The sequence below is a fragment of the Burkholderia sp. AU6039 genome (assembly GCF_002223365.1).
Lineage (GTDB): Bacteria > Pseudomonadota > Gammaproteobacteria > Burkholderiales > Burkholderiaceae > Burkholderia.
Window position 1 is genome coordinate 883,983 of sequence record NZ_NKFK01000003.1, and the last position, 22,704, is coordinate 906,686.

General features: G+C 65.6%; 21 protein-coding genes and 2 tRNA genes. 13 read left to right on the plus strand and 10 right to left on the minus strand.

Annotated elements, in window-relative coordinates; translation table 11 throughout:
• Positions 1–70 precede the first annotated feature (70 nt).
• The 7 genes from pstS (at position 71) to phoR (ending at position 6,772) form a co-directional block, all read left to right on the plus strand.
• The gene (gene pstS / locus CFB39_RS06830; protein ID WP_089472526.1) at positions 71–1,105 is read left to right on the plus strand and encodes a phosphate ABC transporter substrate-binding protein PstS; all 1,035 of its coding nucleotides are present in this window, start codon (positions 71–73) and stop codon (positions 1,103–1,105) included.
• Positions 1,106–1,199: 94 nt separating this feature from the next.
• Positions 1,200–2,186, plus strand: coding sequence for a phosphate ABC transporter permease PstC (gene pstC, locus CFB39_RS06835; protein WP_089430885.1), 987 nt, complete (start codon positions 1,200–1,202; stop codon positions 2,184–2,186).
• Positions 2,183–3,076, plus strand: coding sequence for a phosphate ABC transporter permease PstA (gene pstA, locus CFB39_RS06840; RefSeq protein WP_089425005.1), 894 nt, complete (start codon positions 2,183–2,185; stop codon positions 3,074–3,076). The genes pstC and pstA overlap by 4 nt, the downstream gene beginning before the upstream one ends.
• A gap of 15 nt (positions 3,077–3,091) precedes the next feature.
• On the plus strand, positions 3,092–3,940 hold the full coding sequence (pstB, locus tag CFB39_RS06845; protein ID WP_089425006.1) for a phosphate ABC transporter ATP-binding protein PstB: 849 nt from the start codon (positions 3,092–3,094) through the stop codon (positions 3,938–3,940).
• Positions 3,941–3,958: 18 nt separating this feature from the next.
• Positions 3,959–4,663, plus strand: coding sequence for a phosphate signaling complex protein PhoU (gene phoU, locus CFB39_RS06850; protein ID WP_089425007.1), 705 nt, complete (start codon positions 3,959–3,961; stop codon positions 4,661–4,663).
• Positions 4,664–4,693: 30 nt separating this feature from the next.
• Positions 4,694–5,395 (plus strand): phosphate regulon transcriptional regulator PhoB, encoded by a 702-nt coding sequence (gene phoB, locus CFB39_RS06855; protein ID WP_027787869.1) that lies wholly within the window; start codon positions 4,694–4,696, stop codon positions 5,393–5,395.
• Between the two features lie 57 nt (positions 5,396–5,452).
• A complete protein-coding gene (gene phoR / locus CFB39_RS06860; protein ID WP_089425008.1) occupies positions 5,453–6,772 on the plus strand; it encodes a phosphate regulon sensor histidine kinase PhoR in 1,320 nt (439 codons plus the stop codon).
• A gap of 131 nt (positions 6,773–6,903) precedes the next feature.
• Here the strand turns inward: phoR and ppk1 are convergent, their stop codons facing one another.
• Positions 6,904–8,967 carry a polyphosphate kinase 1 gene (ppk1, locus tag CFB39_RS06865; RefSeq protein ID WP_089472527.1) on the minus strand — a complete coding sequence of 688 codons (2,064 nt, stop codon included), beginning with the start codon at positions 8,965–8,967 and terminating at the stop codon, positions 6,904–6,906.
• A gap of 279 nt (positions 8,968–9,246) precedes the next feature.
• On the opposite strand from ppk1, the gene ppx reads away from it, so the two are divergent.
• Positions 9,247–10,761 carry an exopolyphosphatase gene (ppx, locus tag CFB39_RS06870; protein ID WP_089455972.1) on the plus strand — a complete coding sequence of 505 codons (1,515 nt, stop codon included), beginning with the start codon at positions 9,247–9,249 and terminating at the stop codon, positions 10,759–10,761.
• A gap of 108 nt (positions 10,762–10,869) precedes the next feature.
• Here ppx and CFB39_RS06875 read toward each other — a convergent pair whose 3' ends face one another.
• Both CFB39_RS06875 and CFB39_RS06880 read right to left on the minus strand, forming a co-directional pair.
• Entirely contained in the window at positions 10,870–11,304 is a 435-nt protein-coding gene (locus CFB39_RS06875; protein ID WP_089472528.1) for a hypothetical protein, read from the minus strand.
• 355 nt (positions 11,305–11,659) lie between these two features.
• Positions 11,660–11,736, minus strand: a tRNA-Pro gene (locus tag CFB39_RS06880).
• A gap of 140 nt (positions 11,737–11,876) precedes the next feature.
• Here CFB39_RS06880 and sixA point away from each other — a divergent pair.
• The gene (gene sixA / locus CFB39_RS06885) at positions 11,877–12,338 is read left to right on the plus strand and encodes a phosphohistidine phosphatase SixA (RefSeq protein WP_089472529.1); all 462 of its coding nucleotides are present in this window, start codon (positions 11,877–11,879) and stop codon (positions 12,336–12,338) included.
• Between the two features lie 170 nt (positions 12,339–12,508).
• A complete protein-coding gene (locus tag CFB39_RS06890) occupies positions 12,509–13,315 on the plus strand; it encodes a GNAT family N-acetyltransferase (RefSeq protein ID WP_011351620.1) in 807 nt (268 codons plus the stop codon).
• Positions 13,316–13,520: 205 nt separating this feature from the next.
• Here CFB39_RS06890 and CFB39_RS06895 read toward each other — a convergent pair whose 3' ends face one another.
• Positions 13,521–13,691, minus strand: coding sequence for a hypothetical protein (locus tag CFB39_RS06895; RefSeq protein WP_171026759.1), 171 nt, complete (start codon positions 13,689–13,691; stop codon positions 13,521–13,523).
• A gap of 136 nt (positions 13,692–13,827) precedes the next feature.
• Here CFB39_RS06895 and CFB39_RS40130 point away from each other — a divergent pair, with 136 nt between their 5' ends.
• Positions 13,828–14,004, plus strand: a complete 177-nt coding sequence (locus tag CFB39_RS40130; RefSeq protein WP_089472530.1) for a hypothetical protein — start codon at positions 13,828–13,830, stop codon at positions 14,002–14,004.
• Between the two features lie 19 nt (positions 14,005–14,023).
• Here CFB39_RS40130 and CFB39_RS06905 read toward each other — a convergent pair whose 3' ends face one another.
• The 5 genes from CFB39_RS06905 to CFB39_RS06925 form a co-directional block, all read right to left on the minus strand.
• The gene (locus CFB39_RS06905) at positions 14,024–15,388 is read right to left on the minus strand and encodes an MATE family efflux transporter (RefSeq protein ID WP_089472531.1); all 1,365 of its coding nucleotides are present in this window, start codon (positions 15,386–15,388) and stop codon (positions 14,024–14,026) included.
• A 10-nt stretch (positions 15,389–15,398) separates the two neighbouring features.
• Positions 15,399–15,722 (minus strand): DUF2288 domain-containing protein, encoded by a 324-nt coding sequence (locus CFB39_RS06910; protein WP_089472532.1) that lies wholly within the window; start codon positions 15,720–15,722, stop codon positions 15,399–15,401.
• Positions 15,723–15,798: 76 nt separating this feature from the next.
• Positions 15,799–17,418, minus strand: coding sequence for an acyl-CoA synthetase (locus tag CFB39_RS06915; RefSeq protein ID WP_089472533.1), 1,620 nt, complete (start codon positions 17,416–17,418; stop codon positions 15,799–15,801).
• A gap of 368 nt (positions 17,419–17,786) precedes the next feature.
• Positions 17,787–18,488 carry a peptidoglycan DD-metalloendopeptidase family protein gene (locus CFB39_RS06920; protein ID WP_039347625.1) on the minus strand — a complete coding sequence of 234 codons (702 nt, stop codon included), beginning with the start codon at positions 18,486–18,488 and terminating at the stop codon, positions 17,787–17,789.
• Positions 18,489–18,653: 165 nt separating this feature from the next.
• Positions 18,654–19,565: an aldose epimerase gene (locus CFB39_RS06925; protein ID WP_089472534.1), complete on the minus strand. Its 912-nt coding sequence runs from the start codon at positions 19,563–19,565 to the stop codon at positions 18,654–18,656.
• Between the two features lie 478 nt (positions 19,566–20,043).
• Between CFB39_RS06925 and CFB39_RS06930 the strand changes: the two genes are divergently transcribed.
• Positions 20,044–20,874 (plus strand): undecaprenyl-diphosphate phosphatase, encoded by an 831-nt coding sequence (locus CFB39_RS06930; protein ID WP_039347620.1) that lies wholly within the window; start codon positions 20,044–20,046, stop codon positions 20,872–20,874.
• A 169-nt stretch (positions 20,875–21,043) separates the two neighbouring features.
• A tRNA-Arg gene (locus CFB39_RS06935) sits at positions 21,044–21,120 on the plus strand.
• A 430-nt stretch (positions 21,121–21,550) separates the two neighbouring features.
• Here the strand turns inward: CFB39_RS06935 and CFB39_RS06940 are convergent.
• Complete coding sequence (locus CFB39_RS06940; protein WP_089472535.1) at positions 21,551–22,675, minus strand: M14-type cytosolic carboxypeptidase; 1,125 nt, start codon at positions 22,673–22,675, stop codon at positions 21,551–21,553.
• Between the last annotated feature and the right edge of the window lie 29 nt (positions 22,676–22,704).

Here is a 22,704-nt window from a genome sequence, read left to right on the forward strand (position 1 = left end):
CACATTACCGTCATGAGGAGCCCCTAACCTTCGCGGTGCCGTAGTCATCCGCTCACACACTGGAGGTCTCATGAAATTGATGCAAACCGCGATTGCCGGCCTGGCTGGCGCGCTTTTCGCCGTCGCCGCCCACGCTGCCGACATCACGGGCGCAGGCAGCACGTTCGCGATGCCGATCTATACGAAATGGGCTGCTGACTACCAGCAGACCGGCGGCGCGAAGGTCAACTACCAAGGTATCGGCTCGTCGGGCGGCCTGAAGCAGATCGTCGCGAAGACGGTCGATTTTGCCGGTTCGGACGCTCCGCTGAAGGATGACGAGCTCGCGAAGGAAGGCCTGTTCCAGTTCCCGACGGTGGTCGGCGGCGTGGTGCCGGTCGTCAACGTGCCGGGCGTGAAGCCGGGTGAACTGACGCTGTCGGGCCCGGTGCTCGGCGACATCTACCTCGGCAAGATCAAGAAGTGGAACGACCCGGCGATCGCCGCGCTGAACCCGAAGGTCAAGCTGCCGGACACGGACATCGCCGTGGTTCGCCGCGCTGACGGCTCGGGCACGAGCTTCATCTGGACGAACTACCTGTCGAAGGTCAACGACGAGTGGAAGTCGAAGGTCGGCGAAGGCACGACGGTCAACTGGCCGACGGGCACGGGCGGCAAGGGCAACGACGGCGTCGCAGCGTTCGTGCAGCGCCTGCCGGGCGCGGTCGGCTACGTCGAATGGGCGTACGCGAAGAAGAACAACATGGTCTACACGGCCCTGAAGAACTCGACGGGCACGGTGGTCGAGCCGAAGACGGAAACGTTCAAGGCCGCTGCTGCTGGCGCGAACTGGTCGAAGTCGTTCTACCAGATCCTGACGAACCAGCCGGGCAAGGAAGCATGGCCGGTCGTCGGCGCGACGTTCGTGCTGCTGCACGCGAAGCAGGACAAGCCGGAGCAGGGCGTGGAAACGCTGAAGTTCTTCAGCTGGGCGTTCAAGAACGGCGAGAAGGCTGCTGACAGCCTCGACTACATCTCGCTGCCGCCGGCAGTCGAAGCGGAAATCCGCAAGCAGTGGAAGGTCAAGGTGACGGACGCTTCGGGCAAGCCGGTCGCCGCAGAGTAAGCATTGCAGCGGTTCGCTGCCCGGCCGTGCCGGTCGGGCAGTGTGTGCGGTAAAGCCGGGCGTTACGGCGCCCGGCAATCAAAAGCAGGCACCCATGTCTGATATTTCCTATACGTCCTCACGGTCCGCCGACGTTGCGCAGCAACGCGCGCCGAGCCGCCTCGGGGATGTCGTGTTCGGCGGTCTTGCACGGCTTGCCGCCATCGTGACCCTGCTGCTGCTCGGCGGGATCATCGTTTCCCTGATCATCGCGTCGATGCCGACCATCCAGAAGTTCGGCCTCGGCTTCCTGTGGCAATCCGAGTGGGATCCCAACTCGGACATCTACGGCGCGCTCGTGCCGATCTACGGCACGATCGTGACGTCGGTCATCGCGCTCGTCATCGCGGTGCCGGTCAGTTTTGGCATCGCGCTGTTCCTCACCGAGCTGTCGCCCGTGTGGCTGCGCCGCCCGCTCGGCATCGCGATCGAGCTGCTCGCCGCGATTCCGTCGATCGTGTACGGCATGTGGGGCCTGCTCGTGTTCGCGCCGATCTTCGCGGAATATTTCCAGAAGCCGATCGGCCGCCTGTTCAAGGACGTGTGGGTGCTCGGCCCGCTGACCGCCGGCCCGCCGATCGGGATCGGCATCCTGGCCGCCGGCGTGATCCTCGCGATCATGATCATCCCGTACATCGCATCGGTGATGCGTGACGTGTTCGAGGTCACGCCCGTGCTGCTGAAGGAATCGGCGTACGGGATCGGCTGCACGACCTGGGAAGTGATGTGGAAGGTCGTGCTGCCCTACACGAAGACCGGCGTGATCGGCGGCGTGATGCTCGGCCTCGGCCGCGCGCTCGGCGAGACGATGGCCGTGACCTTCGTGATCGGCAACACGAACCTGCTCGACAGCGTGTCGCTGTTCGCGCCGGGCAACAGCATCACGTCGGCGCTCGCGAACGAATTCGCGGAAGCGCAACCGGGCCTGCATACGTCCGCGCTGATGGAACTGGGCCTGATCCTGTTCGTGATCACGTTCATCGTGCTGACCATCTCCAAACTGCTGCTGCTTCGTCTCGAGAAGGGAGAGGGCAAGAAATGAGCGAGCCCATCATGAATTTCCCGGGTCCGGACGGCGCCGTGCTCGACGCGATGCGCAACCGCCTGCAGCGCAAGCGCAAGGCCATCAACGCGATCGCGCTCGCCGCGTCGCTCGGTGCGATGGCATTCGGCCTCTTGTGGCTCGTGTGGATTCTCTACACGACGGTGCATCTCGGCGTCGGCGGCCTGTCGCTGCAACTGTTCACGGAATCGACGCCGGCACCGAACACGGAAGGCGGCGGTCTTGCGAACGCGATCGTCGGCAGCTTGCTGCTGTGCGGTTTCGGCACGCTGGTCGGTACGCCGATCGGCATCCTGGCGGGCGTCTATCTCGCCGAATACGGCCAGAAGAACCTGCTGGCGAGCACGATCCGCTTCATCAACGACATCCTGCTGTCCGCGCCGTCGATCGTCATCGGCCTGTTCGTGTACGCGATCGTCGTTGCAAAGTCGGGGCGCTTCTCGGGCTGGGCCGGCGTGATCGCGCTCGCGCTGCTGCAGATTCCGATCGTGATCCGCACGACCGAGAACATGCTGAAGCTCGTGCCGAACGCGCTGCGCGAAGCGGCCTTCGCGCTCGGCACGCCGAAATGGCGCATGGTGCTGAAGATCACGCTGCGCGCGTCGGTCGGCGGGATCATCACGGGCGTGCTGCTTGCCGTCGCGCGGATCGCCGGCGAAACGGCGCCGCTGCTGTTCACCGCGCTGTCGAACCAGTTCTTCTCGGTCGACATGAGCCAGCCGATGGCGAACCTGCCCGTCACGATCTACAAGTTCGCGATGAGCCCGTTCGCGGAATGGCAGTCGCTCGCATGGGCGGGCGTGTTCCTGATCACGCTCGGGGTGCTTGGACTCAACATCCTGGCGCGCTCGATCTTCTCGAAAAAGTAACGGCGGAGCAATCCGATGAATATGGCAGAAAGCCACCTGAATCCCGTCGAGCGCACCGCTGCGCCCGCCGGCACGCACGACGCGGCGCACGGCCGTCCGCTCGAGCCGCTGAACGCGAAGATCGAGGTCAACAACCTCAACTTCTTCTACAACAAGTTCCACGCGCTGAAGAACATCAACCTGAGCATTCCCGAAGGGAAGGTGACGGCGTTCATCGGCCCGTCGGGCTGCGGCAAGTCGACGCTGCTGCGCACGTTCAATAAGATGTTCGCGCTCTATCCGGAGCAGCGCGCCGAAGGCGAAATCCTGATGGACGGCGAGAACCTGCTGACGACGAAGCGCGACATCTCGCTGCTGCGCGCGCGGATCGGCATGGTGTTCCAGAAGCCGACCCCGTTCCCGATGTCGATCTACGACAACATCGCGTTCGGCGTGAAGATGTTCGAAAAGCTCACGCGCTCGGAAATGGACGATCGCGTCGAGTGGGCGCTCACGAAGGCCGCGCTGTGGAACGAAGTGAAAGACAAGCTGAGCCAGAGCGGCTACGGCCTCTCGGGCGGCCAGCAGCAGCGTCTGTGCATCGCGCGCGGCATCGCGATCCGTCCGGAAGTGCTGCTGCTCGACGAACCGTGCTCGGCGCTCGACCCGATCTCGACGGGCCGCATCGAGGAGCTGATCGCGGAGCTCAAGAGCGACTACACGGTCGTGATCGTCACGCACAACATGCAGCAGGCCGCACGCTGCTCGGATTTCACGGCCTACATGTACCTGGGCGAGCTGATCGAATTCGGCGAGACCGAAAAGATCTTCATCAAGCCGGTGCGCAAGGAAACGGAAGACTACATCACCGGCCGCTTCGGCTGATGACGGAGAACAACAGCCATGTCGGATAAACATCTGTCGAGCCAGTTCGACGCCGATCTCAACGCGGTGTCGTCGAAAGTGCTGGAAATGGGCGGGCTCGTCGAGTCGCAGATCGTCGGCGCGATGCACGCGCTGAACGAGTTCGATCGCGATGCGGCCGAGAAGGTGATCGCGAACGAAGAAGTCCTGAACACGATGGAAGTCGACATCGACCAGGAGTGCGGCAACATCATCGCGCGGAGGCAGCCTGCCGCGCGTGACCTGCGCCTTTTGATGTCGATTTCGAAAACGATTACGAACCTCGAGCGCGCAGGCGACGAGGCCGAGAAGATCGCGAAGCGCGTGCGCCGCCTGGTCGACGAGCCGGCCGCGCGCACGGTCAACATCGCCGAGATCAAGGTGTCGGGCGAGATGGCCGTGACGATCCTGCGCCGCGCGCTCGACGCGTTTGCGCGTCTCGATACGGTGGCCGCCGCGCAGATCGTCAAGGACGACAAGGAAATCGACCAGGAATTCCGTGCGTTCGTGCGCAAGCTCGTGTCGTACATGCAGGAAGATCCGCGCACGATCTCGGTGGGCCTCGAGTACCTGTTCATCGCGAAGGCGATCGAGCGGATCGGCGACCACGCGAAGAACATCGCCGAATTCATCATCTACATCGTGAAGGGCACCGACGTGCGGCACCAGCCGCGCGACACGCTCGATCGCGAAGCCAACAGTTAATCGACTCCGTAAGGAAGAACAGAGGTGCCGATGCCCAGCAACATTCTCGTCGTTGAAGATGAGCCCGCGATTTCCGAACTGATCTCGGTGAATCTCCAGCACGCCGGTCACTGCCCGATTCGGGCGTACAACGCCGAACAGGCGCAGAACCTGATCAGCGACGTGCTGCCCGATCTCGTGCTGCTCGACTGGATGCTGCCGGGCAAGTCCGGCATTGCGTTCGCGCGCGACCTGCGCAACAACGAACGGACCAAGCACATCCCGATCATCATGCTGACCGCACGTGGCGATGAGCAGGACAAGGTGCTCGGCCTCGAAATCGGCGCGGACGACTACGTGACGAAGCCGTTCTCGCCGAAGGAGCTGATGGCGCGGATCAAGGCCGTGCTGCGCCGTCGCGCGCCGCAGCTGACCGAGGACGTCGTGTCGATCAACGGGCTGCGCCTCGACCCGGCCACGCATCGCGTCGCCGCGCATGCGGAAGGCAGCGAGATCAAGCTCGATCTCGGCCCGACCGAGTTCCGCCTGCTGCATTTCTTCATGACGCATCCGGAGCGTGTGCACAGCCGCACGCAACTGCTCGACCAGGTGTGGGGCGACCATGTATTCGTCGAGGAGCGCACTGTCGACGTGCACATCAAACGATTGCGCGCGGCCTTGAAACCGGCCGGCTGCGATGCGATGATCGAGACCGTGCGCGGCAGCGGCTACCGGCTCGCCAAGCACGCGTAACGTATCCACGCATGCCGTGTGCCACGGCATGCCGTTCATTCTTTCGGGCGCTGAATCATGAACATCATCTGGGCGCGCTTTCTGGTGTCGCTCGTGCTGCTCGTGCTGATCGGCGTATTGGTCGGCGTCTTCGCCGGCCCGACCGCGGGCCTCGTGTTCGTGGTCGTGATGCTGGTCGCGCAGGGCTTTTTCAGCACCTTTCATACGCAGCGTCTGTGGCGTCTGCTCGATGCGCCCGTCTATGGCGAGGTGCCGAGCGCGCCGGGCATCTGGGGCGAGATCTACTATCGTCTGCACAAACTCGCGAAGCAGTGGCATGCGCAGGTGCGGCAGGTCGAGCAGCAGCATTCGCGCTTCATCCAGGCGATCCAGGCGTCGCCGAACGGCGTCGCGATGCTCGACGATCACGACCAGATCGAGTGGTGCAACGCGATCGCCGAGGTCCATTTCGGCCTCGACGCGAAGCGTGACCTGCGCCAGCACATCACCAACCTGGTGCGCCATCCCGAGTTCGTCCGCTATCTGAACGCGCAGCATTACGAGGAGACGCTCGTGATGCGCGGCATGGGCGATTCGCGGCAGAACGTGCTGGAAGTGCAGGTGTTTCCGTACGGCGAGAATCGCAAGCTGCTGCTCACGCAGGACATCACCGAGCTCGAGCGGACCGACGCGATGCGGCGCGACTTCGTCGCGAACGTGTCGCACGAGTTGAAGACGCCGCTCACCGTGCTGTCGGGGTTCCTCGAGACGATGCGCGAGCTGCCGCTGAACGAGGAAGACCGCGCGCGCTATCTCGACATGATGGAGCAGCAGGCCTCGCGGATGCGGCACATCGTGACCGACCTGCTGGTGCTCGCGAAGCTGGAAGGCGAGAGCAAGCCGCCGCTCGATCGCGCGATCGACATGCGGGCCGTGTTCGACCATCTGAAGGAGGACGCGCAGACGCTGTCGAACGGGCATCACGACATCGCGTTCTCGATCGACGAGACGCTCGGCGTCACCGGCGCGCAGACGGAGCTGTTCAGCGCGTTCGCGAACCTCGTCACGAACGCGATCCGCTATACGCCGGAAGGCGGCAAGATCGTCGTGACGTGGCGGCGCGAAGGCGCGCAGGGCGTGTTTTCCGTCACCGACAGCGGCTTCGGGATTCCGGCCGCCGACCTGCCGCGGCTCACCGAGCGCTTCTATCGCGTCGACCGCAGCCGTTCGCGCGACACCGGCGGCACGGGGCTCGGCCTTGCGATCGTCAAGCACGTGCTGCAGCGGCATGACGCGCACCTGTACGTGCAGAGCGAGGAAGGGCGCGGCAGCACATTCACCGCACGCTTCCCGGGCTCGCGCATCATCGCGATCCGGCCGGCCGCTTACGAGGCATGATCGCGTAACGGTATCCGTCGCTCGTTCGATGAGCGGAGGTATGCCGGCTCCGCAACAAAAAACGCAGCCAGTCGGCTGCGTTTTTTGTTGGGAGCGACGCGGCGCGCGACTTGTGCCGCGCGGCCGATTCTTCAGGAGCAGAACTTCGCGAGCAACCCGAGTTGCGCGTTGCGGATCGTCTTGCCGGCGCGGCGGCGGCGGTAGTGACCGTCGCTGTGCATCTGCCACGCCGACTGGTTGTCGCCGAGGCACACCGACAGGCCTTCGGCGATCACGCGCCGCTTGAGCTTGCGATCGCGGATCGGGAACGCGACCTCGACGCGGCGGAACAGGTTGCGGTCCATCCAGTCGGCGCTCGACAGATAGACCTCCTCGGCGCCGTTCGCGTGGAAGTAGTAGATCCGGTGGTGCTCGAGGAAGCGGCCGACGATCGAGCGCACGGTGATGTTTTCCGACAGCCCCGGCACGCCGGGCTGCAGCGCGCAGACACCGCGCACGATCAGGTCGACCTTGACGCCGGCCTGCGACGCTTCGTACAGCGCGGCGATCACCGTCGGCTCCAGCAGCGCGTTCATCTTCGCGACGACGCGTGCGCGCTTGCCGGCGCGCGCATTGTCGATCTCCGAGCGGATCGAATCGATGATGCGCGGATGCAACGTGAACGGCGACTGCCACAGCTCGTGCAGCGTGAGTTCGCCGCCGATGCCGGTCAGCTGCTGGAACACGTGATGGACGTCTTCGCAGATCTTCTGGTCGGCCGTCATCAGGCCGAAGTCGGTGTAGAGGCGTGCGGTGCGCGGGTGGTAGTTGCCGGTGCCGAGGTGCACGTAGCGGCGCAGCGACGCCTTGCCGGCCTGCACGACGCGCCGCACGATCAGCATCATCTTCGCGTGGCACTTGTGGCCGACCACGCCGTACACGACATGCGCGCCGACGGCTTCGAGCTGCGACGCCCAGTTGATGTTGGTTTCCTCGTCGAAGCGCGCGAGCAGTTCGACGACGACGGTCACTTCCTTGCCGTTGCGCGCGGCTTCCATCAGCGCGTCCATCAGCGGCGAATCGGTGCCGGTGCGGTAGATCGTCTGCTTGATCGCGACGACGCTCGGATCCTTCGCGGCCTGCTGCAGCAGTTCGAGCACCGGCTGGAAGCTCTCGTACGGGTGGTGCAGCAGGATGTCGCCGTTGTCGATCGCGTCGAACATCGTCGGCGCGTTCGTGATCGCGGACGGCGTCGACGCGGTGAACGGCGTGAACTTCAGGTCGGGGCGATCGACGAGATCGGGAATCTGCATCAGCCGCACGAGGTTCACCGATCCGGCCACGCGATAGCAGTCCTTCTCGCCGAGTTCGCTTTCCTCTAGCAGGCGGCGCACGATGTGCGGCGGCGTGTCGGCCGACACCTCTAGGCGCACTGCATTGCCGAGGTGGCGCGCGGGCAGTTCGCCCTGCAGCGCCACGCGCAGGTTCGTGATTTCGTCCTCGTCGACGAACAGCTCGCTGTTGCGCGTGATGCGGAACTGGTTGCAGCTCTTCACGCTCAGTTGCGGGAAGAGTTCGCCGACGAAGCGCTGCATGAACGAGCTCAGCAGCACGAAGCCGTGCTCGAAGCCCGACAGCGCGTGCGGCATGCGCACGACGCGCGGCAGCGCACGCGGCGCCTGCACGATACCCATCACCGCCTGACGGCCGAATGCGTCGCGGCCTTCGAGCTCGACGACGAAGTTCAGGCTCTTGTTCAGCACGCGCGGGAACGGGTGGGCGGGATCGAGACCGATCGGCGTGAGCACGGGCAGCAGCTCGTCGAGGAAGTAGTGCCGCGCCCATTCGAGCTGCTCGTCGTTCCACGTGTCGCTCGCGTGGAAGTAGATGCCTTCCTGTTCGAGCGCGGGCAGCACGGTTTCGTGCAGCATCGTGTACTGTCGATGGACGAGCCGCTGCGCGCGTTCGACGACGAGGTCGTAAGCATGTTGTAACGACATGCCGTCGGGCGTCAGTGCGCCGGGGTTGTCGCGGATCTGCTCCTGCAGCCCGGCCATCCGGACTTCGAAGAATTCGTCGAGGTTGCTGCTGGTGATGCAGATGAAGCGAAGGCGCTCGAGCAACGGGACTTGCGGATCAGCGGCCTGGGCCAGCACGCGCTCGTTGAAACCGAGGATGCCGAGTTCACGATTGAGAAGCGGATAACGGACGGACATCGGCAGAGTAGGGGGTGATTCGGGCGATGATTCGAAAGGACGCTCGGAAACTCTCACGGTACGATGACGTGCGAATGACAATGATGTATTTATATCGGGAAATTCTACGCTGTAACCGTTTCGTCTCATAAATGTTTCGGCTATATGCAATCGAGCAGGATGCATGCCCGTGAAGCGTGGCAATGGCAAGCGTTCCACGCTTAAAATGTTGCCTTTGATTGATCGCCCGCGGTTGCCGCACCGGCCGCCGCGGGTGAACGCGCACGGAGCCCCCTTCTGATGGTTACAACCCCCCACTTGCTGGCTGCCGTGGATCTCGGCTCGAACAGCTTCCGGCTGATCGTCGGTCGCGTCGAGGAAACGCCGGCAGGCAGCCAGATCTATCCCGTCGACGCGCTGCGCGAGCCCGTCCGGCTGGCCGCGGGCCTGTCGAGCGACAAGATGCTCGATCGCGCGTCGCAGGAGCGTGGCTGGGAAGCGCTCAAGCGGTTCGGCGAGCGCCTGCGCGATTTCCATCCCGATCACGTGCGCGCGGTGGCGACCAACACGCTGCGCGTCGCGAAGAACGCGGCCGAGTTTCTCGGCGAAGCCGAAGCGGCACTGGGTTTCCCGATCGAAGTGATCGCGGGCCGCGAAGAAGCGCGGCTGATCTATGCGGGCGCCGCGCACTCGGTGCCGGCGAGCGCGGGCAAGCGGCTCGTCGTCGACATCGGCGGCGGCTCCACCGAATTCATCATCGGCTCGCACTACACGCCGATCGTGATGGAGAGCCTCTATATCGGCTGCGTGAGCCACAGCCGCACCTTCTTCCCGGCCGGCAACGTCGACGAATACACGATGCGGCAGGCCGAGCTCGCGGCCAAGCGCGAGATCCAGATCATTTCGAGCGAGTACAAGAAGGCCGGCTGGGACCAGGCGATCGGCTCGTCGGGCACCGCGCGTGCGCTCGCGGAACTCGTCGAGGCGAACGGCTTCAACGATCCGGGCATCACGCACGGCATTTCGCGCGGCGGCCTCGAGCGGCTCAAGCGTGCGCTGATCAAGTCGGAGAACGTCAACCGGTTGAAGCTGATCGCGCTGAAGCCCGATCGCGTGCCGGTGCTCGCGGGCGGCCTCGCGATCATGCTCGCGGTGTTCGAGGAACTCGGTGTCGACTACGTCGATACGACCGACGGCGCGTTGCGCCTCGGTGTGCTGTACGACCTGCTCGGCCGGACGCAGCACGAGGACATGCGTGCGGTGACCGTCGAGGGCTTCACGCGCCGCTACGGTGTCGACCGTGCGCAGGCCGAGCGGATCGGCGCGCTGGCGGGGCGTTTCTACGACGAACTCGAGGAAGCCGACGAAGAAGCGCGCGAGGAAGGGCGGATGTTTCTCGGCTGGGCGGCCGCATTGCACGAGATCGGTTTGTCGATCTCGCACAGCGCGTATCACAAGCACTCGGCTTATATCGCGAGCAACGCGGACATGCCGGGTTTTTCGCGCACCGACCAGGCGCGCCTCGCCGCGCTCGTGCTCGGTCACGCGGGCAAGCTCGGCAAGCTGTCGCAGGCGCGCGAGGTCGAGTGGCCGCTGCTGTTCTGCCTGCGACTCGCGGCGCTGCTGTGCCGGCGCCGGACCGATGCCGGGCTGCCGGACATTTCCGTTTCGCAGATGAAGAAGGGCGGGTATGAAGTGCGCCTGCCCAGCGCGTGGGTCGAGCAGAACCCGCTGACCGACTATAGCCTCAGCCAGGAGGCGGCCGAGTGGGAGAAGGTCGGTATCCCGTATCGCGTGGTGTATACCGGCGCGTAACAGATCGAAGCGAGGCCGCAGCGAGGTCGATAGAGGGACTGGGAGGGGCGGGGCGGCAGGCAGGCTTGGTGCCCCTCAGGCTTGCCGCGTGATCGTCGTGGCGACCGCTCAGTCCGACGAGCAGACGATCGCGGTCAGGAACGGAAACGCCTGCTTGACGGTCGCGTCGCTGCCGGCCTTGCGCACGGCTTCTTCCACCGCGCTTTTCGTGCCCCGCACCACGACGCCATAGGCCCAGTCGCCGATCGGCGTGCCGTTGCCCGCGCGGAAGATCGGGTCGTTCGCCTGGTATCCGAGTACGACATAGACGCCGAAGCCGTACGCCGTCAGCGCGTGGCTCGTGCGGAATGCATTGACCGAGTTCGATTCGACATGCATCGGCTCCGACTGGATGTCGCCGGCGGCGAGCAGCGGCGCGACGAATTTGTGGCCGGTCGAGTGGCAGTCGAGTGCGTCGTCGAGCGCCTTGGCCGACGCGGTGCCGGCAGTCGCGAGCGCGAGCAGCGATGCGCAGAGGGCGGTCTTGAGGATGTTGTTTTTCATGCGCGAAGGCAGGGTTGTCCACGCGCATTATCGCGTGTTCCGGCAAGTGCCGTATGCGGGCTGCGGATGGCTCGTTGGCCCGTATGTCGGTGATTCGACGGGCCGGCCAGGCGGGCGCTCGATCCTTTCCGGTCAGTCTTTCCTGCATTTAAAGCGCAGGGCCGTCAGCCATTTGCTTTGTGTCGACCTTCGAAATATGGCCGCCGGAGGGGCTGCGTGGATCGTTGTAGCGTCGATGCCCCAATTGATCCCTACAATGAATCGAGGCGCTGCTAACAGGGGAATCCCGGTTGACGCTTGAAGGGCCCAGAAACGGAAAAGGGGCTACGGTATTAACCGTAACCCCTTGATTCCTTGGTCGGAGCGATAGGATTCGAACCTACGACCCTCTGATCCCAAATCAGATGCGCTACCAGGCTGCGCTACGCTCCGACGAGCCAAAGATTGTATCGTTGAACATCTGACCCGGTCAATCCCTATATGCGGGTAAATGCCGCGGCGGCAAACGCCCGCAATTTGCGACAATTCGCCCGGTCATCGGCGGGCCCGCTCGCCGCAGCAAGGAGAACATCATGATGAACCTGATCCTGTGGCGCCACGCCGAAGCCGAAGACTACGCGGCGAGCGATCTCGCACGCCAGTTGACCGTCCGGGGCCGCAAGGACGCGCAGGCGATGGCCAAATGGCTGCGTGGCCGGCTCGAGACGAACGCGGTGATCCTCGCGAGCCCGGCGGCCCGCACCGTGCAGACGGTCGAGGCGCTGACCGACCAGTACCGGACGGTCGACGCGCTTGCGCCGGGCGGCAGCGTCGATGACGTGCTGGCGGCGGCCGGCTGGCCGGAAGGTATCGCGCCGACGGTCGTGATCGTCGGGCACCAGCCGACGCTCGGCAGCGTCGCCGCGCAGCTGATCGCCGGCGGCGACGACAGCTGGAGCGTCAAGAAGGGCGGAATCGTGTGGCTGGCGAGCCGCACGCGTGACGGCAGCCGGCAGGCCGTATTGCGCGCGGTATTGACGCCCGACCTGCTCTGAGGCCCGCCTGAAGAGCTTTGAAGGGATTGATCATACGGTTTCGCAAGCTTTCTGCTAAAGTCAATTCGGCGACACGTCATTGAAAGGACATGGTCGTGCCACATAACGGTCACGGCCGATTACTACATTGGCGGGCATGTCGCCCTATTCCTTACGACCAGGAAAGCCTAATGCGAGAACTGCCGACGCCTACGCTCCCCTTTGCCTCGCTGCCCCTCGACACGTCGCGGCGCCACCTGCCGCGCGCTGCTGAAACCGTCACATCGGAGTATCGCCTGCGCGCCGCGTGGGCGCGCACGGAAGACGAATTGCGCGAAGCCCAGCGCCTGCGTTACAGCGTGTTCGCCGAAGAGATGGGTGCGCAGGTCAGCGGCCCCTCCGGTCTCGACGTCGATCCGTTCGATGCGTACTGCGACCACCTGCTGGTTCGCGATCTCGACACGCTGAAGGTCGTCGGCACGTATCGCGTGCTGCCGCCGCACCAGGCGGCGCGTGTCGGCCGCCTGTATGCCGAAGGCGAATTCGACCTGTCGCGCCTCACGCACCTGCGCGGCAAGATGGTCGAGGTGGGCCGCTCGTGCGTGCACAGCGACTACCGCAGCGGCGCCGTCATCATGGCGCTGTGGGGCGGCCTTGGCGCGTACATGATGCAGAACGGCTACGAGACGATGCTCGGCTGCGCGAGCGTGTCGATGGCCGACGGCGGCCACTATGCGGCGAACCTGTACCAGTCGCTGTCGGCAGGCTCGCTGACGGCGCCGGAATATCGCGCGTTCCCGCACACGGCCCTGCCGGTTGACGAACTGCAGACGGGCACCGTCGTGGCGCCGCCGCCGCTGATCAAGGGTTACCTGCGTCTCGGCGCGAAGATCTGCGGTGCGCCGGCCTGGGATCCCGACTTCAACTGCGCGGATTTCCTGACGCTGTTCCGCCTGTCCGACATCAACGCGCGCTACGCCCGCCACTTCCTGGGCTGAGCCGTCGGAATCGCGTCGCGCCCGCTCGCCCGGGCGCGCGCAAGCAAACGCCGTCGCGTGGCACGAGCCGCGCGACGGCGTTCGTCCATCTGATCGATGTGTGTGAGTCGGACCCTGTTAATTTCGGCGATACGCGATCACCACCGTGCCGCGCGACGGCACGTTCGAGAACGGCCCGGGGAAGGGCCGGACGGCAGCGGCGCGCTTAGTGCTTGCGCCGCCAGTCGAGCAGGTGGTGTTCGGCCATCCAGTGGTGGATCATCCCTTCGCCTTCGTGGTTGCGCTTGTATTCGCGCGACTCGAAGAACGACAGGGCGACGAGCACCATCAGACCGACGAACAGCCCGATCAGGCCGGCAATTTCTTCAGACGACATGGCAGCCTCCTTTCCACGGCACAGCGCCATGCGTACATAGTAGGACATGCGCGGCACGACTCCGAAGCGAGATTTCCGCTAGACTCGGCGCGGTCCCGGCGTGCGATGGGCGCGCCGATTTCCGGAGCCCTACCCGATGCCCCGTTTCATGCTGGCCGTGCTGGCCGCATCCTTGCTCGCCGGCTGTACCAGCGATCCGCATCAGGCCCGTCGCGGCCATCCGCCGGAAGATCCGGCCGACTATCACGGCGTGCCGACCGACATGACGCCACCGTCGATGCTCGACGCGCCGCCGCCGAAACCCACGCAGTAACGGCCGGTTCGGCCCGCCGTCAGGCGCGGGCCGCGGGCGCGTCGGCGCCGATGTGCCGCAACAGCGCCGGCAGGTAGCGCGCCAGCGTCGCGCCGCGCGCGGCCATGAACAGCAGCAGCGCGAACCAGAGACCGTGATTGCCGAACGTGCCGACGGCGGCGAGCGTGGCCACGACGAAGATCGAGAGCGACGCGACCATCGCACGCATCAGCGATTGCGTCTGCGTGGCGCCGATGAACACGCCGTCGAGCAGGAAGCCCCAGACCGACACGATCGGCGAAAGCGCGGCCCACGGCAGGTAGCGCAGCGCCGTTTCGCGGATCTCGGCCTGATCGGTCAGGCGCGCGACGATCCAGCCGCCGGCGGCCCAGTACACGAGCGTGAACAGCAGCGCGCCGAGTGCCGACCAGAACAGCGTGACGCGTACGGCCTGCCGGAACGCGCTGCGGTCGCGCGCGCCAGCCGCCGCGCCGACGAGCGCCTCGGCCGCATGTGCGAAGCCGTCGAGGCCGTACGCCATGAACGTCTGGAAATTCAGCAGCAGCGCGTTCGCCGCGAGCGTCGCATCGCCCTGTTTTGCACCGAGGTGCGCGAACCAGCCGAATGCGCCGAGCAGGCACAGCGTGCGCAGGAAGATGTCGCGATTGAGCACGATCAGCCGTTTGAGCGCGACGCGGTCGGCGAGTGCACGCACCGCAATCGGCGCAAGGCCGCGCGGCCGCAGCCGCCACAGCATCCATGCGCCGAGCGCGAAACCGCATGCGTCCGCAGTGGCCGTCGCGGCGCCGATACCGGCAATACCCCAGCCGAAGCCATACACGTAGAGCAGCACGGCGCAGATGTTCACCGCATTGATGAACACCTGCGCGACGAGCGCGAGCCGCACGCGCTGCATGCCGAGCAGGTAGCCGAGCACGACGTAGTTCGCGAGCGCGAACGGGGCGCTCCAGATTCGCGCGTGGCTGTAGGCGAGCGCCGTGGTGCGGACGGCGTCGCTGCCGCCGAGCGCGGACAGCGCAAATGACAGCAGCGGCACCTGCAGCGCCAGTACCGCGGCGCCGAGTGCGAACGCGACGATCAACGCGCGCAGCAGGTTCAGGCGGATCCCGGCGGCGTCGCCGGCGCCATGCGCCTGCGCGACGAGGCCCGTCGTCCCCATCCGCAGGAAACCGAACCCCCAGAACACGAAATTGAAGAACAGCCCGCCGAGCGCGACGCCGCCCAGGTACTGCGTGCCGTCGAGGTGGCCCGCGACGGCCGTGTCGACGGCACCGAGGATCGGCTGGGTCAGGTTCGCGAGGACGATCGGGAACGCGAGCGCGAGGACGCGCCGATGCGTGACGGCGGCCGTGCCGGCCCCGTGCGGTAACGCGGCTTCGGACATGGCGGACGCGTCAGGCGCGTTCCTGCACGCAAACCCAAGGCGAGACGACGACCGCCCACAGCTCCGGGTTGCGCGCCGCGTAATCGGCAGCGGTTTCGGCCGGCATGCGCGCGACGAGGCCCGCCGACAGCCAGCGCGTGACCTGTTCGGCATCGTCGTCGGCAACGGCTTCCGCGACGCTGACGAGATCGAGGTCGCGTGCCACTGACAGCAGCTTGCCCTGCGCGAAGAAGCGCTCGAGATCGCACCAGTCGATCTTGGCGGTTTCGCCGAGGAGTTTGGTATAGAGCGGGCTGGGCGACGCGCCCGCGTCGGAGTGGTGATCAGAGGACATCGTTTTCTAGGAAAGACTGCGTGGTGGCGCCACTATAAACCATCCGGCCGGGCCGGCGGCACGGGGGGCGGCCGGCCTACGCGTCGCGCAGCGCGCGGCGCACGATCTTGCCGGTCGCGGTCATCGGCAGGCTGTCGACGAACGCGATCGCGCGCGGATACTCGTGCGCGGCGAGGCGCGTGCGCACATGTGCCTGCAGCGCCTGCACGAGCGCCTCGTCGCCGGTGTGGCCGGGATTCAGCACCACGAACGCCTTGACGATCTCGGTGCGCGTCGCGTCGGGCACGCCGACGACGGCCGCCATCCGCACCGCCGGATGCGTGAGCAGGCAGTCCTCGATCGGGCCCGGGCCGATCCGGTAGCCGGCGCTCGTGATCACGTCGTCGTCGCGGCCGACGAAGCGCACGAAGCCGTCGGCATCGATCGTGCCCGTGTCGCCGGTAAGCAGGTAGTCGCCGGCGAACTTGTCGCGCGTCGCGTCGGCGTTGCGCCAGTATTCGAGGAACATCACCGGGTCGGGGCGGCGCACCGCGATGCGCCCTTCGACGCCGGGCGGCAGCGGCGTGCCGTCCGCGTCGACGATCGCGACCGCATGGCCGGGCACCGCCTTGCCGATCGCGCCGGGCTGCGCATCGAACAGCGCGGCGCACGACGACAGCACCATGTTGCACTCGGTCTGCCCGTAGAACTCGTTGATCGTCACGCCGAGCGCGTCGCGCCCCCAGGCCGTCAGCTCGGTGCCGAGCGATTCCCCGCCGCTCGCGACGGATTTCAGCGACAGCGCGTAGCGTTCGCGCGGCGCCGCGACGGTGCGCATCAGCTTCAGCGCGGTGGGCGGCAGGAATGCGTGGGTGACACCGTGCCGCGCCATCAGCGCGAACGCCGCGTCGCCGTCGAATTTCTCGAAGCGGCGCGCAAGCACGGGCACGCCGTGATGCCATGACGGCAGCAGCACGTCGAGCAGGCCGCCGATCCATGCCCAGTCGGCGGGCGTCCAGAACAGGCGCGCGTCGCGCGGGAAGCACTGCTGCGACATCTCGACGCCCGGCAGGTGGCCCAGCAGCACGCGATGCGCGTGCAGCGCGCCTTTCGGTTTGCCCGTCGTGCCGGACGTATAGATGATGACCGCCGGATCGTCGGCGGCCGTATCGGCCGGCACGAAGTCGGGTGTTTCGGCGGCGAGCGCCGCGTCGTAGCGCAGTACGCCCGGGGGATCGGGCGCATCGTCGCCGATGCAGTAGACGGTATGCAGTGCCGGCAGCCGTGCGCGCAGCGGCGCGATTTTCGCGTAGCCGGCCGCATCGGTGACGAGCGCAGCCGCCTCGCTGTTCGCGAGCCGGTATTCGAGCGCATCGACGCCGAACAACGTGAAGAGCGGCACCGCGATTGCGCCGAGCTTGTATGCGGCGAGGTGCGCGACGGCCGTTTCGGGGCCCTGCGCGAGAAAGATGCCGATCCGGTCGCCGCGCCGAAGGCCGGCGCGCGCAAAGCTGTTCGCGAGCCGGTTAGAAGCATTCTTCAAGTCGTCGAACGTGATGCGAACAACGTCGCCTTGCGCCGTTTCATGGATCAGCGCGAGACGTCCGCTGCCGTCCGCCCACTTGTCGCAGACATCCACGCCGATGTTGTAACGCGCCGGAACGTCCCACGCGAAGCGGGAGAGCAGGTCGTCGTAGCGGTCGGCGGCGGGCAGCATCGAGGTGTCTCCTGGGGACGAACGTGGCGTCGCGCGAGCGGCTTACATCAGGATTTCACGCAAACGAATCCACAATGGCGTCTGAGGGTAGGGAATCTTCGTACTCGTCCAATAGCCTCGGCTCAGTGCACGATTCCACAATGACGCATAAGATCACGAAAAAATCAGTGTGTGACCATGGATTTGCTTCTGATAGCTGCGGGGTTCAGCCTGATCGGAATCGGCGTACTGGTAGCGTTTGCCCGTCACGTCGATCCGTTGTCCGGCCGGTTCACCGGACGTCTGCGCAAGCGCTGACATCACCTTTCCCGGTTTTCACCGCGACGACACGCGATGCGTGCCGGCATCGCGTGTCGTCCATCGGGTGCTCAGCGCGCCGGCAGGTAGCGTGACGGGTCGATCGATCGGCCGCCGTAGCGCAGCTCGAAATGCAGCGCGACCCGATCGCTGTCGCTGTTGCCCATCTCGGCGATCGATTGCCCTTGCGTGACCGACTGGCCTTCCTTCACCAGCAGCGCGCGGTTGTGCGCGTAGGCGGTCAGGTAGTCGGCGTTGTGCTTGAGGATGATCAGGTTGCCGTAGCCGCGCAGCCCGTTACCCGCATAGACCACCACACCGGGCGCAGCCGCGACCACCGGCGTGCCCGGCGAATTCGCGATGTCGATGCCCTTCGATTTCGAACCGTCGAACGTGCGGACCACATTGCCGGCTGCCGGCCAGATCAGCGCGATGCTCGAGGCCGGCTTGACGGCCGATTCGACCGGCGCGGAAGGCGCGGGGCGGGCCCGGCCGGCACTGCCGGTGCCGGTGGTCGACGGCGTCGATGCGGTGGTCGTGCCGGGCGGCGGCGCGACGCGCAGCACCTGGCCGACTTCGATCGCATCGGGGTTCGTCATCTGGTTCCAGCGCACGATGTTCGATACCGACGTGCGGTTGTCGCGCGCGATCTTGTAGAGCGTATCGCCGCGCTCGACGCGATAGAACCCGGGGCCGACGGGCGCGGAGCCGCACGCGACGAGCAGGGCGGCGCAGGCGGCTGCGAAGAGTCGCTTCGTTGTTGTTCCGAACATTGAACCTCGCAAAACCCTGCCGCGCGTGACGCGGCAGGCAACACAAAACGTCCGATTTTAACGGGTTCGACCCGCGCACCGCAGTTTGGGCTGTTCTCGGGGCTGCGGCGCGCCGGTTCCACGCGTTGCCTGACGGCGTTTCAGCCTGCGTATCAAGCCTGCGTTTCAGCCGGCGAGCGGAAGGACGCGAATCCGCAGCGTGGCCGTTTCGGTCGCGCCCGGCGCGAGCAGGCGCAGCCCGAGGCCGTTGTGGATCGCGTCCGGCAGGCCGAGCCACGGCTCGACGCAATAGAAGTCCGAATCCGGCTTCTCGGTCCAGGTCGTGACCGCGTACCACGGGATCGAGCCCGGCACGTCGAGCGCGATCTCGATCGTGCGGCGGCGGCCCGGCATCACGATGCGCACCGGTGTGGCCGGCACGCTGTCGAGGCAGTGGAAGCGGTCGAGGATGTCCGGGTTGTCGAGGTGATAACGGGCTTCGCCCGGCTCGGGCGTGCTGATCGAACCATCGGCCTGCTGCGCGCAACGATGCGTGGGCGGCAGCTCGAGCGTGGTTTCGGCGCGTTCGCCGTGCGGCAACGCGAAGTAGAAATGGTGACCGGCGTAGTAGGGCAGCGGCGTGTCGCCGCGATTGGTCGTCGTCAGCGCGACTTCGAGCGTGTGCGAGTCGGCCAGCCGGTAGGTCGTTTCGAACCGGAAGTCGAACGGGTAACTGGCGCGCAGCGCGTCGGTCGCGTCGAGCGTCATCGACAGCGCGGTGCCATCGGCCGACGGTTGCACGGCGAACGGCAGGTCGCGCGCGAACCCGTGCATCGGCAGGTCGCGCACCACGCCGGCGGCATCGCGCCAGCGGCCGAGCTCGCCGTCGACGCGATGACGGCCGAGGAACGGGAACAGCAGCGGGTTGCCGCCGCGCACGCGTGCGAGGTTGCTCCAGTCGGCCGTGTCCGGCCAGAAGATCACCGGTTCGCCGTCGACATCCCATGACAGCAGGCGGCCGCCGAATTGCGGAGCGACCCGGACGAGCGACGGGCCGGCGTGAAGTTCGTGAATGTCGTGTTGCTGGAAGGTCGGCATGGCGAATCGGGTTGGGCGGGTGGACGGGAACGGCGCGCTCCATTATCGGGCCGTGGCGGCTCGGGGAAAACCCTTCTCGGGAAATTGCGAGTTTTTAAGACTGTCATCGGTCGGGATAATGCCTCTAAACCGGTGATGTTGCCGGGTCATGACACTTCGTGGAGGGGGCCATGGATCTGGCAATGGCAATGGGTATCGCACTGTTCGGCATGTTCACCGGCAGCACGGTATTATTTTTCTATCAGCTCGGCCGCTGACGGCAATTCCTGCCGAAGTCGAAAGGCCCGCCATGCAAATGGCGGGCTTTTTGCTTTCTGAGTGCTTACAAATTGCAAGCGTTTGTGTGCATTGCCGCAATATCCAGCCAAATGCCTTGGCGCAGTAATCCGGGCTCGGCATAATCGGGGCGCGTTTTTACGGACGCGCATCGCGTCGTCCGCTTCTCTTTCCGCTTAATTTTCACTAAAAGGACCGACGCGTGAGTCTCTGGTTTCTGGTATTCCTGAGCGTCCTGCAGGGCGTCACCGAACTCTTCCCCGTCAGCAGCCTTGGCCATACGCTGCTCGTGCCGGCGCTGTTCGGCATGCACATCGACAAGCACGCACCGCAACTGCTGCCGTTCCTCGTCGCGCTGCACCTCGGCACCGCGCTGGCGCTGCTGTGGTATTTCCGCGCGCGCTGGATTGCGTTGATCAGCGGCTTCTTCGCGCAGCTCGGCGGCCGCAAGAACGACGACGGGCACCTGATGTGGGCGCTCATCATCGGTACGATCCCGACCGGCATCGTCGGGCTGCTCCTCGAGAAGCGCATCGAACGCGTGTTCCACGACCTGCGGATCGTCGCGGTCGCGCTGATCGTGAACGGCGTGCTGCTGTGGCTCGGCGATCGCATCCAGCGCAGCCGCGCGCATCAGGCTCCGGAGAAGATGACGTTCAAGCAGGCGTTCTTCGTGGGTCTCGCGCAGATCGGCGCGCTAATTCCGGGCTTCTCGCGCAGCGGGCTGACGATGATCGCCGGCAACGCCGCGGGGCTGACGGCGGAGAAGGCCGCGGAATTCTCGTTCCTGCTCGGTACGCCGATCATTTTCGCGGCGGGGGTGCTCGAGCTGCCGAAGCTGTTCCATGCGCGCGACCAGCTCGCCGATGCGCTGCTCGGCGGCGTGCTGACGGCGATCGCCGCGTACCTGAGCGTGCGGTTCCTGATGCGCTACTTCGAAGGGCGTGGCCGGCTGGCTTCGTTCGGCGTGTATTGCGTGATCGCCGGTGTGTTCTGCCTTGGCTGGTTCATGCTGCATCCGCAGCCGGTTTGAGGCTGAGAAGGTCGATCTCGCGTGATGTGGCGCGATGATCGGGTATAATTTCGGGCTCGGCTTCATGCCGGGCCCGTTTTGTTTCGGGGCTTCGAGGTTAGTGGTTCTTGCTGCCGCTTGAAGCCTTGCATCAAATGTAGCCCGCGCCGGCCGTGTCTTTTCTCCCCGACCGCCCTTAGCTCAGTTGGATAGAGCAACGGCCTTCTAAGCCGTAGGTCACACGTTCGAATCGTGTAGGGCGGGCCAATGAAATCAGTTCATCAGCTGATATTTTCAAATTTCCCATCCTTTGTCGCCATGCTCGTGTAGGCAGCATGCAGGTGTTTGCATTCAACCGGATCGCCACCCATCCATGCGAGATCGGCTGCTCTCACTGACAGACACTTTGATGGCGTCATACGCTGAAATGCCAAGCCCGCCGCACGACAAGATCGAGGCGGAGGTGCTTGGTCGGCTGACTTCCAACACCGCTCGATGTAACCGCAGATGCCAAGACGCTCCACGTCTTGGCTTTTTTTTTATACCGCTGACCCGCGTATCGCACCCGAGATAGCGGGCTTGTGCCGGAATCGAAGTCCGGACGCAGGGCCGCATCCTGACCTTCAAACCGTCGCGCAAACGAAGGTTTGGCACCCCGGAGGCGTCCATGCGTGCCCGACGGAAGGCGAGCTGGACCTCAAGGCCGCACGGACGGCGCAAGCGCCAGGGCGGTCTCGAGCACGGCCCGTCCGAATGTGCGGGCGTATGCGGTCGCATCGGCGTCGTCACGCGGTCGGTCGGCGCTCTCCTTGAACGGCAATTCGATGGTCATCGCCAGCGCATCGAATTGCTCCGCGACCCACGGGATGCACTTCCTTGGGCTCGCGTGGTCAGGTCGGTCGACGGAATAGCCGCGCGCCGTCTGGAACACTGGCGAGCGTCGCAGCAGGTCCTCGTCGAACGTGCGGCGCAGGGCCTGCAAGCGTGGCGTCCAGGCGGGGCTGCCGTCGGCGCCCACCGAGAAGACGTGGGGCAGGACCTCGTCGCCATGGAAGTCGACGAGCAGGTCGAGCCCGAGCGCTTGCATGCGACGGCGCACGGCGGCCGTCTCGGGCGCATCCGGATACTCGCGGTCCCAGCAGCGGTTGAGGTTGGCGCCCCGCGCATTCGTGCGCAGGTTGCCCAGGCGCACGCCGTCCGGATTGGCATTGACGACGACATGCACGGCTGAGCCACCGTTCTCCCAAGCAGGACGCAGCGCGCCGCAAAGCCCCTGCACGAGGCCCTCGAGACAATAACCGCCCTGCGATTCGCCGGGATGCTGGCGAGCCATGAACCACAGGCGAGTGCGTGGCGCATGGCCCTCGAACGAGAGCATGCGGATCGGTTCGCCGAGCGCGGAGGTCCCGAGTATCTCCAGCGTTGCGCCCGCCTGTGTCGCTTGAGCGACGAGGTTGTCCTCGGCGACGCGGTCGAAGGTCGGGAAATAGGCAAAGCGCAGGCGCCGGGCCGGGCCGGGCGCGTGGAAGGCGAGCGCATCGCCATCGAAGTCCGTTGGCAGGCGGCGCCAGGCCGCCGCCTCGCCGCCATCGGCGCGCATGCAGACGCGGTAGTCGACCCAGCCTTTAGGGTAGGACGAGCCGGCCAAACCCTCGATGCGCACGTCGATGCCACCGGGCGGCAGATCGACTAGCTCGAACGCGAACCATTGGGCGAATTCGGCGGCGTTGTCACTGCGCAGACGCAAACGCAGGGGCGAGCCGCTGGTGGGAGAGGCAACGTGATCGATGGCGGCGGCTTCGAAATCGGTGTCGATGTGCATAGGTCTGGTGTTAGGACGGTGTCAGGGCC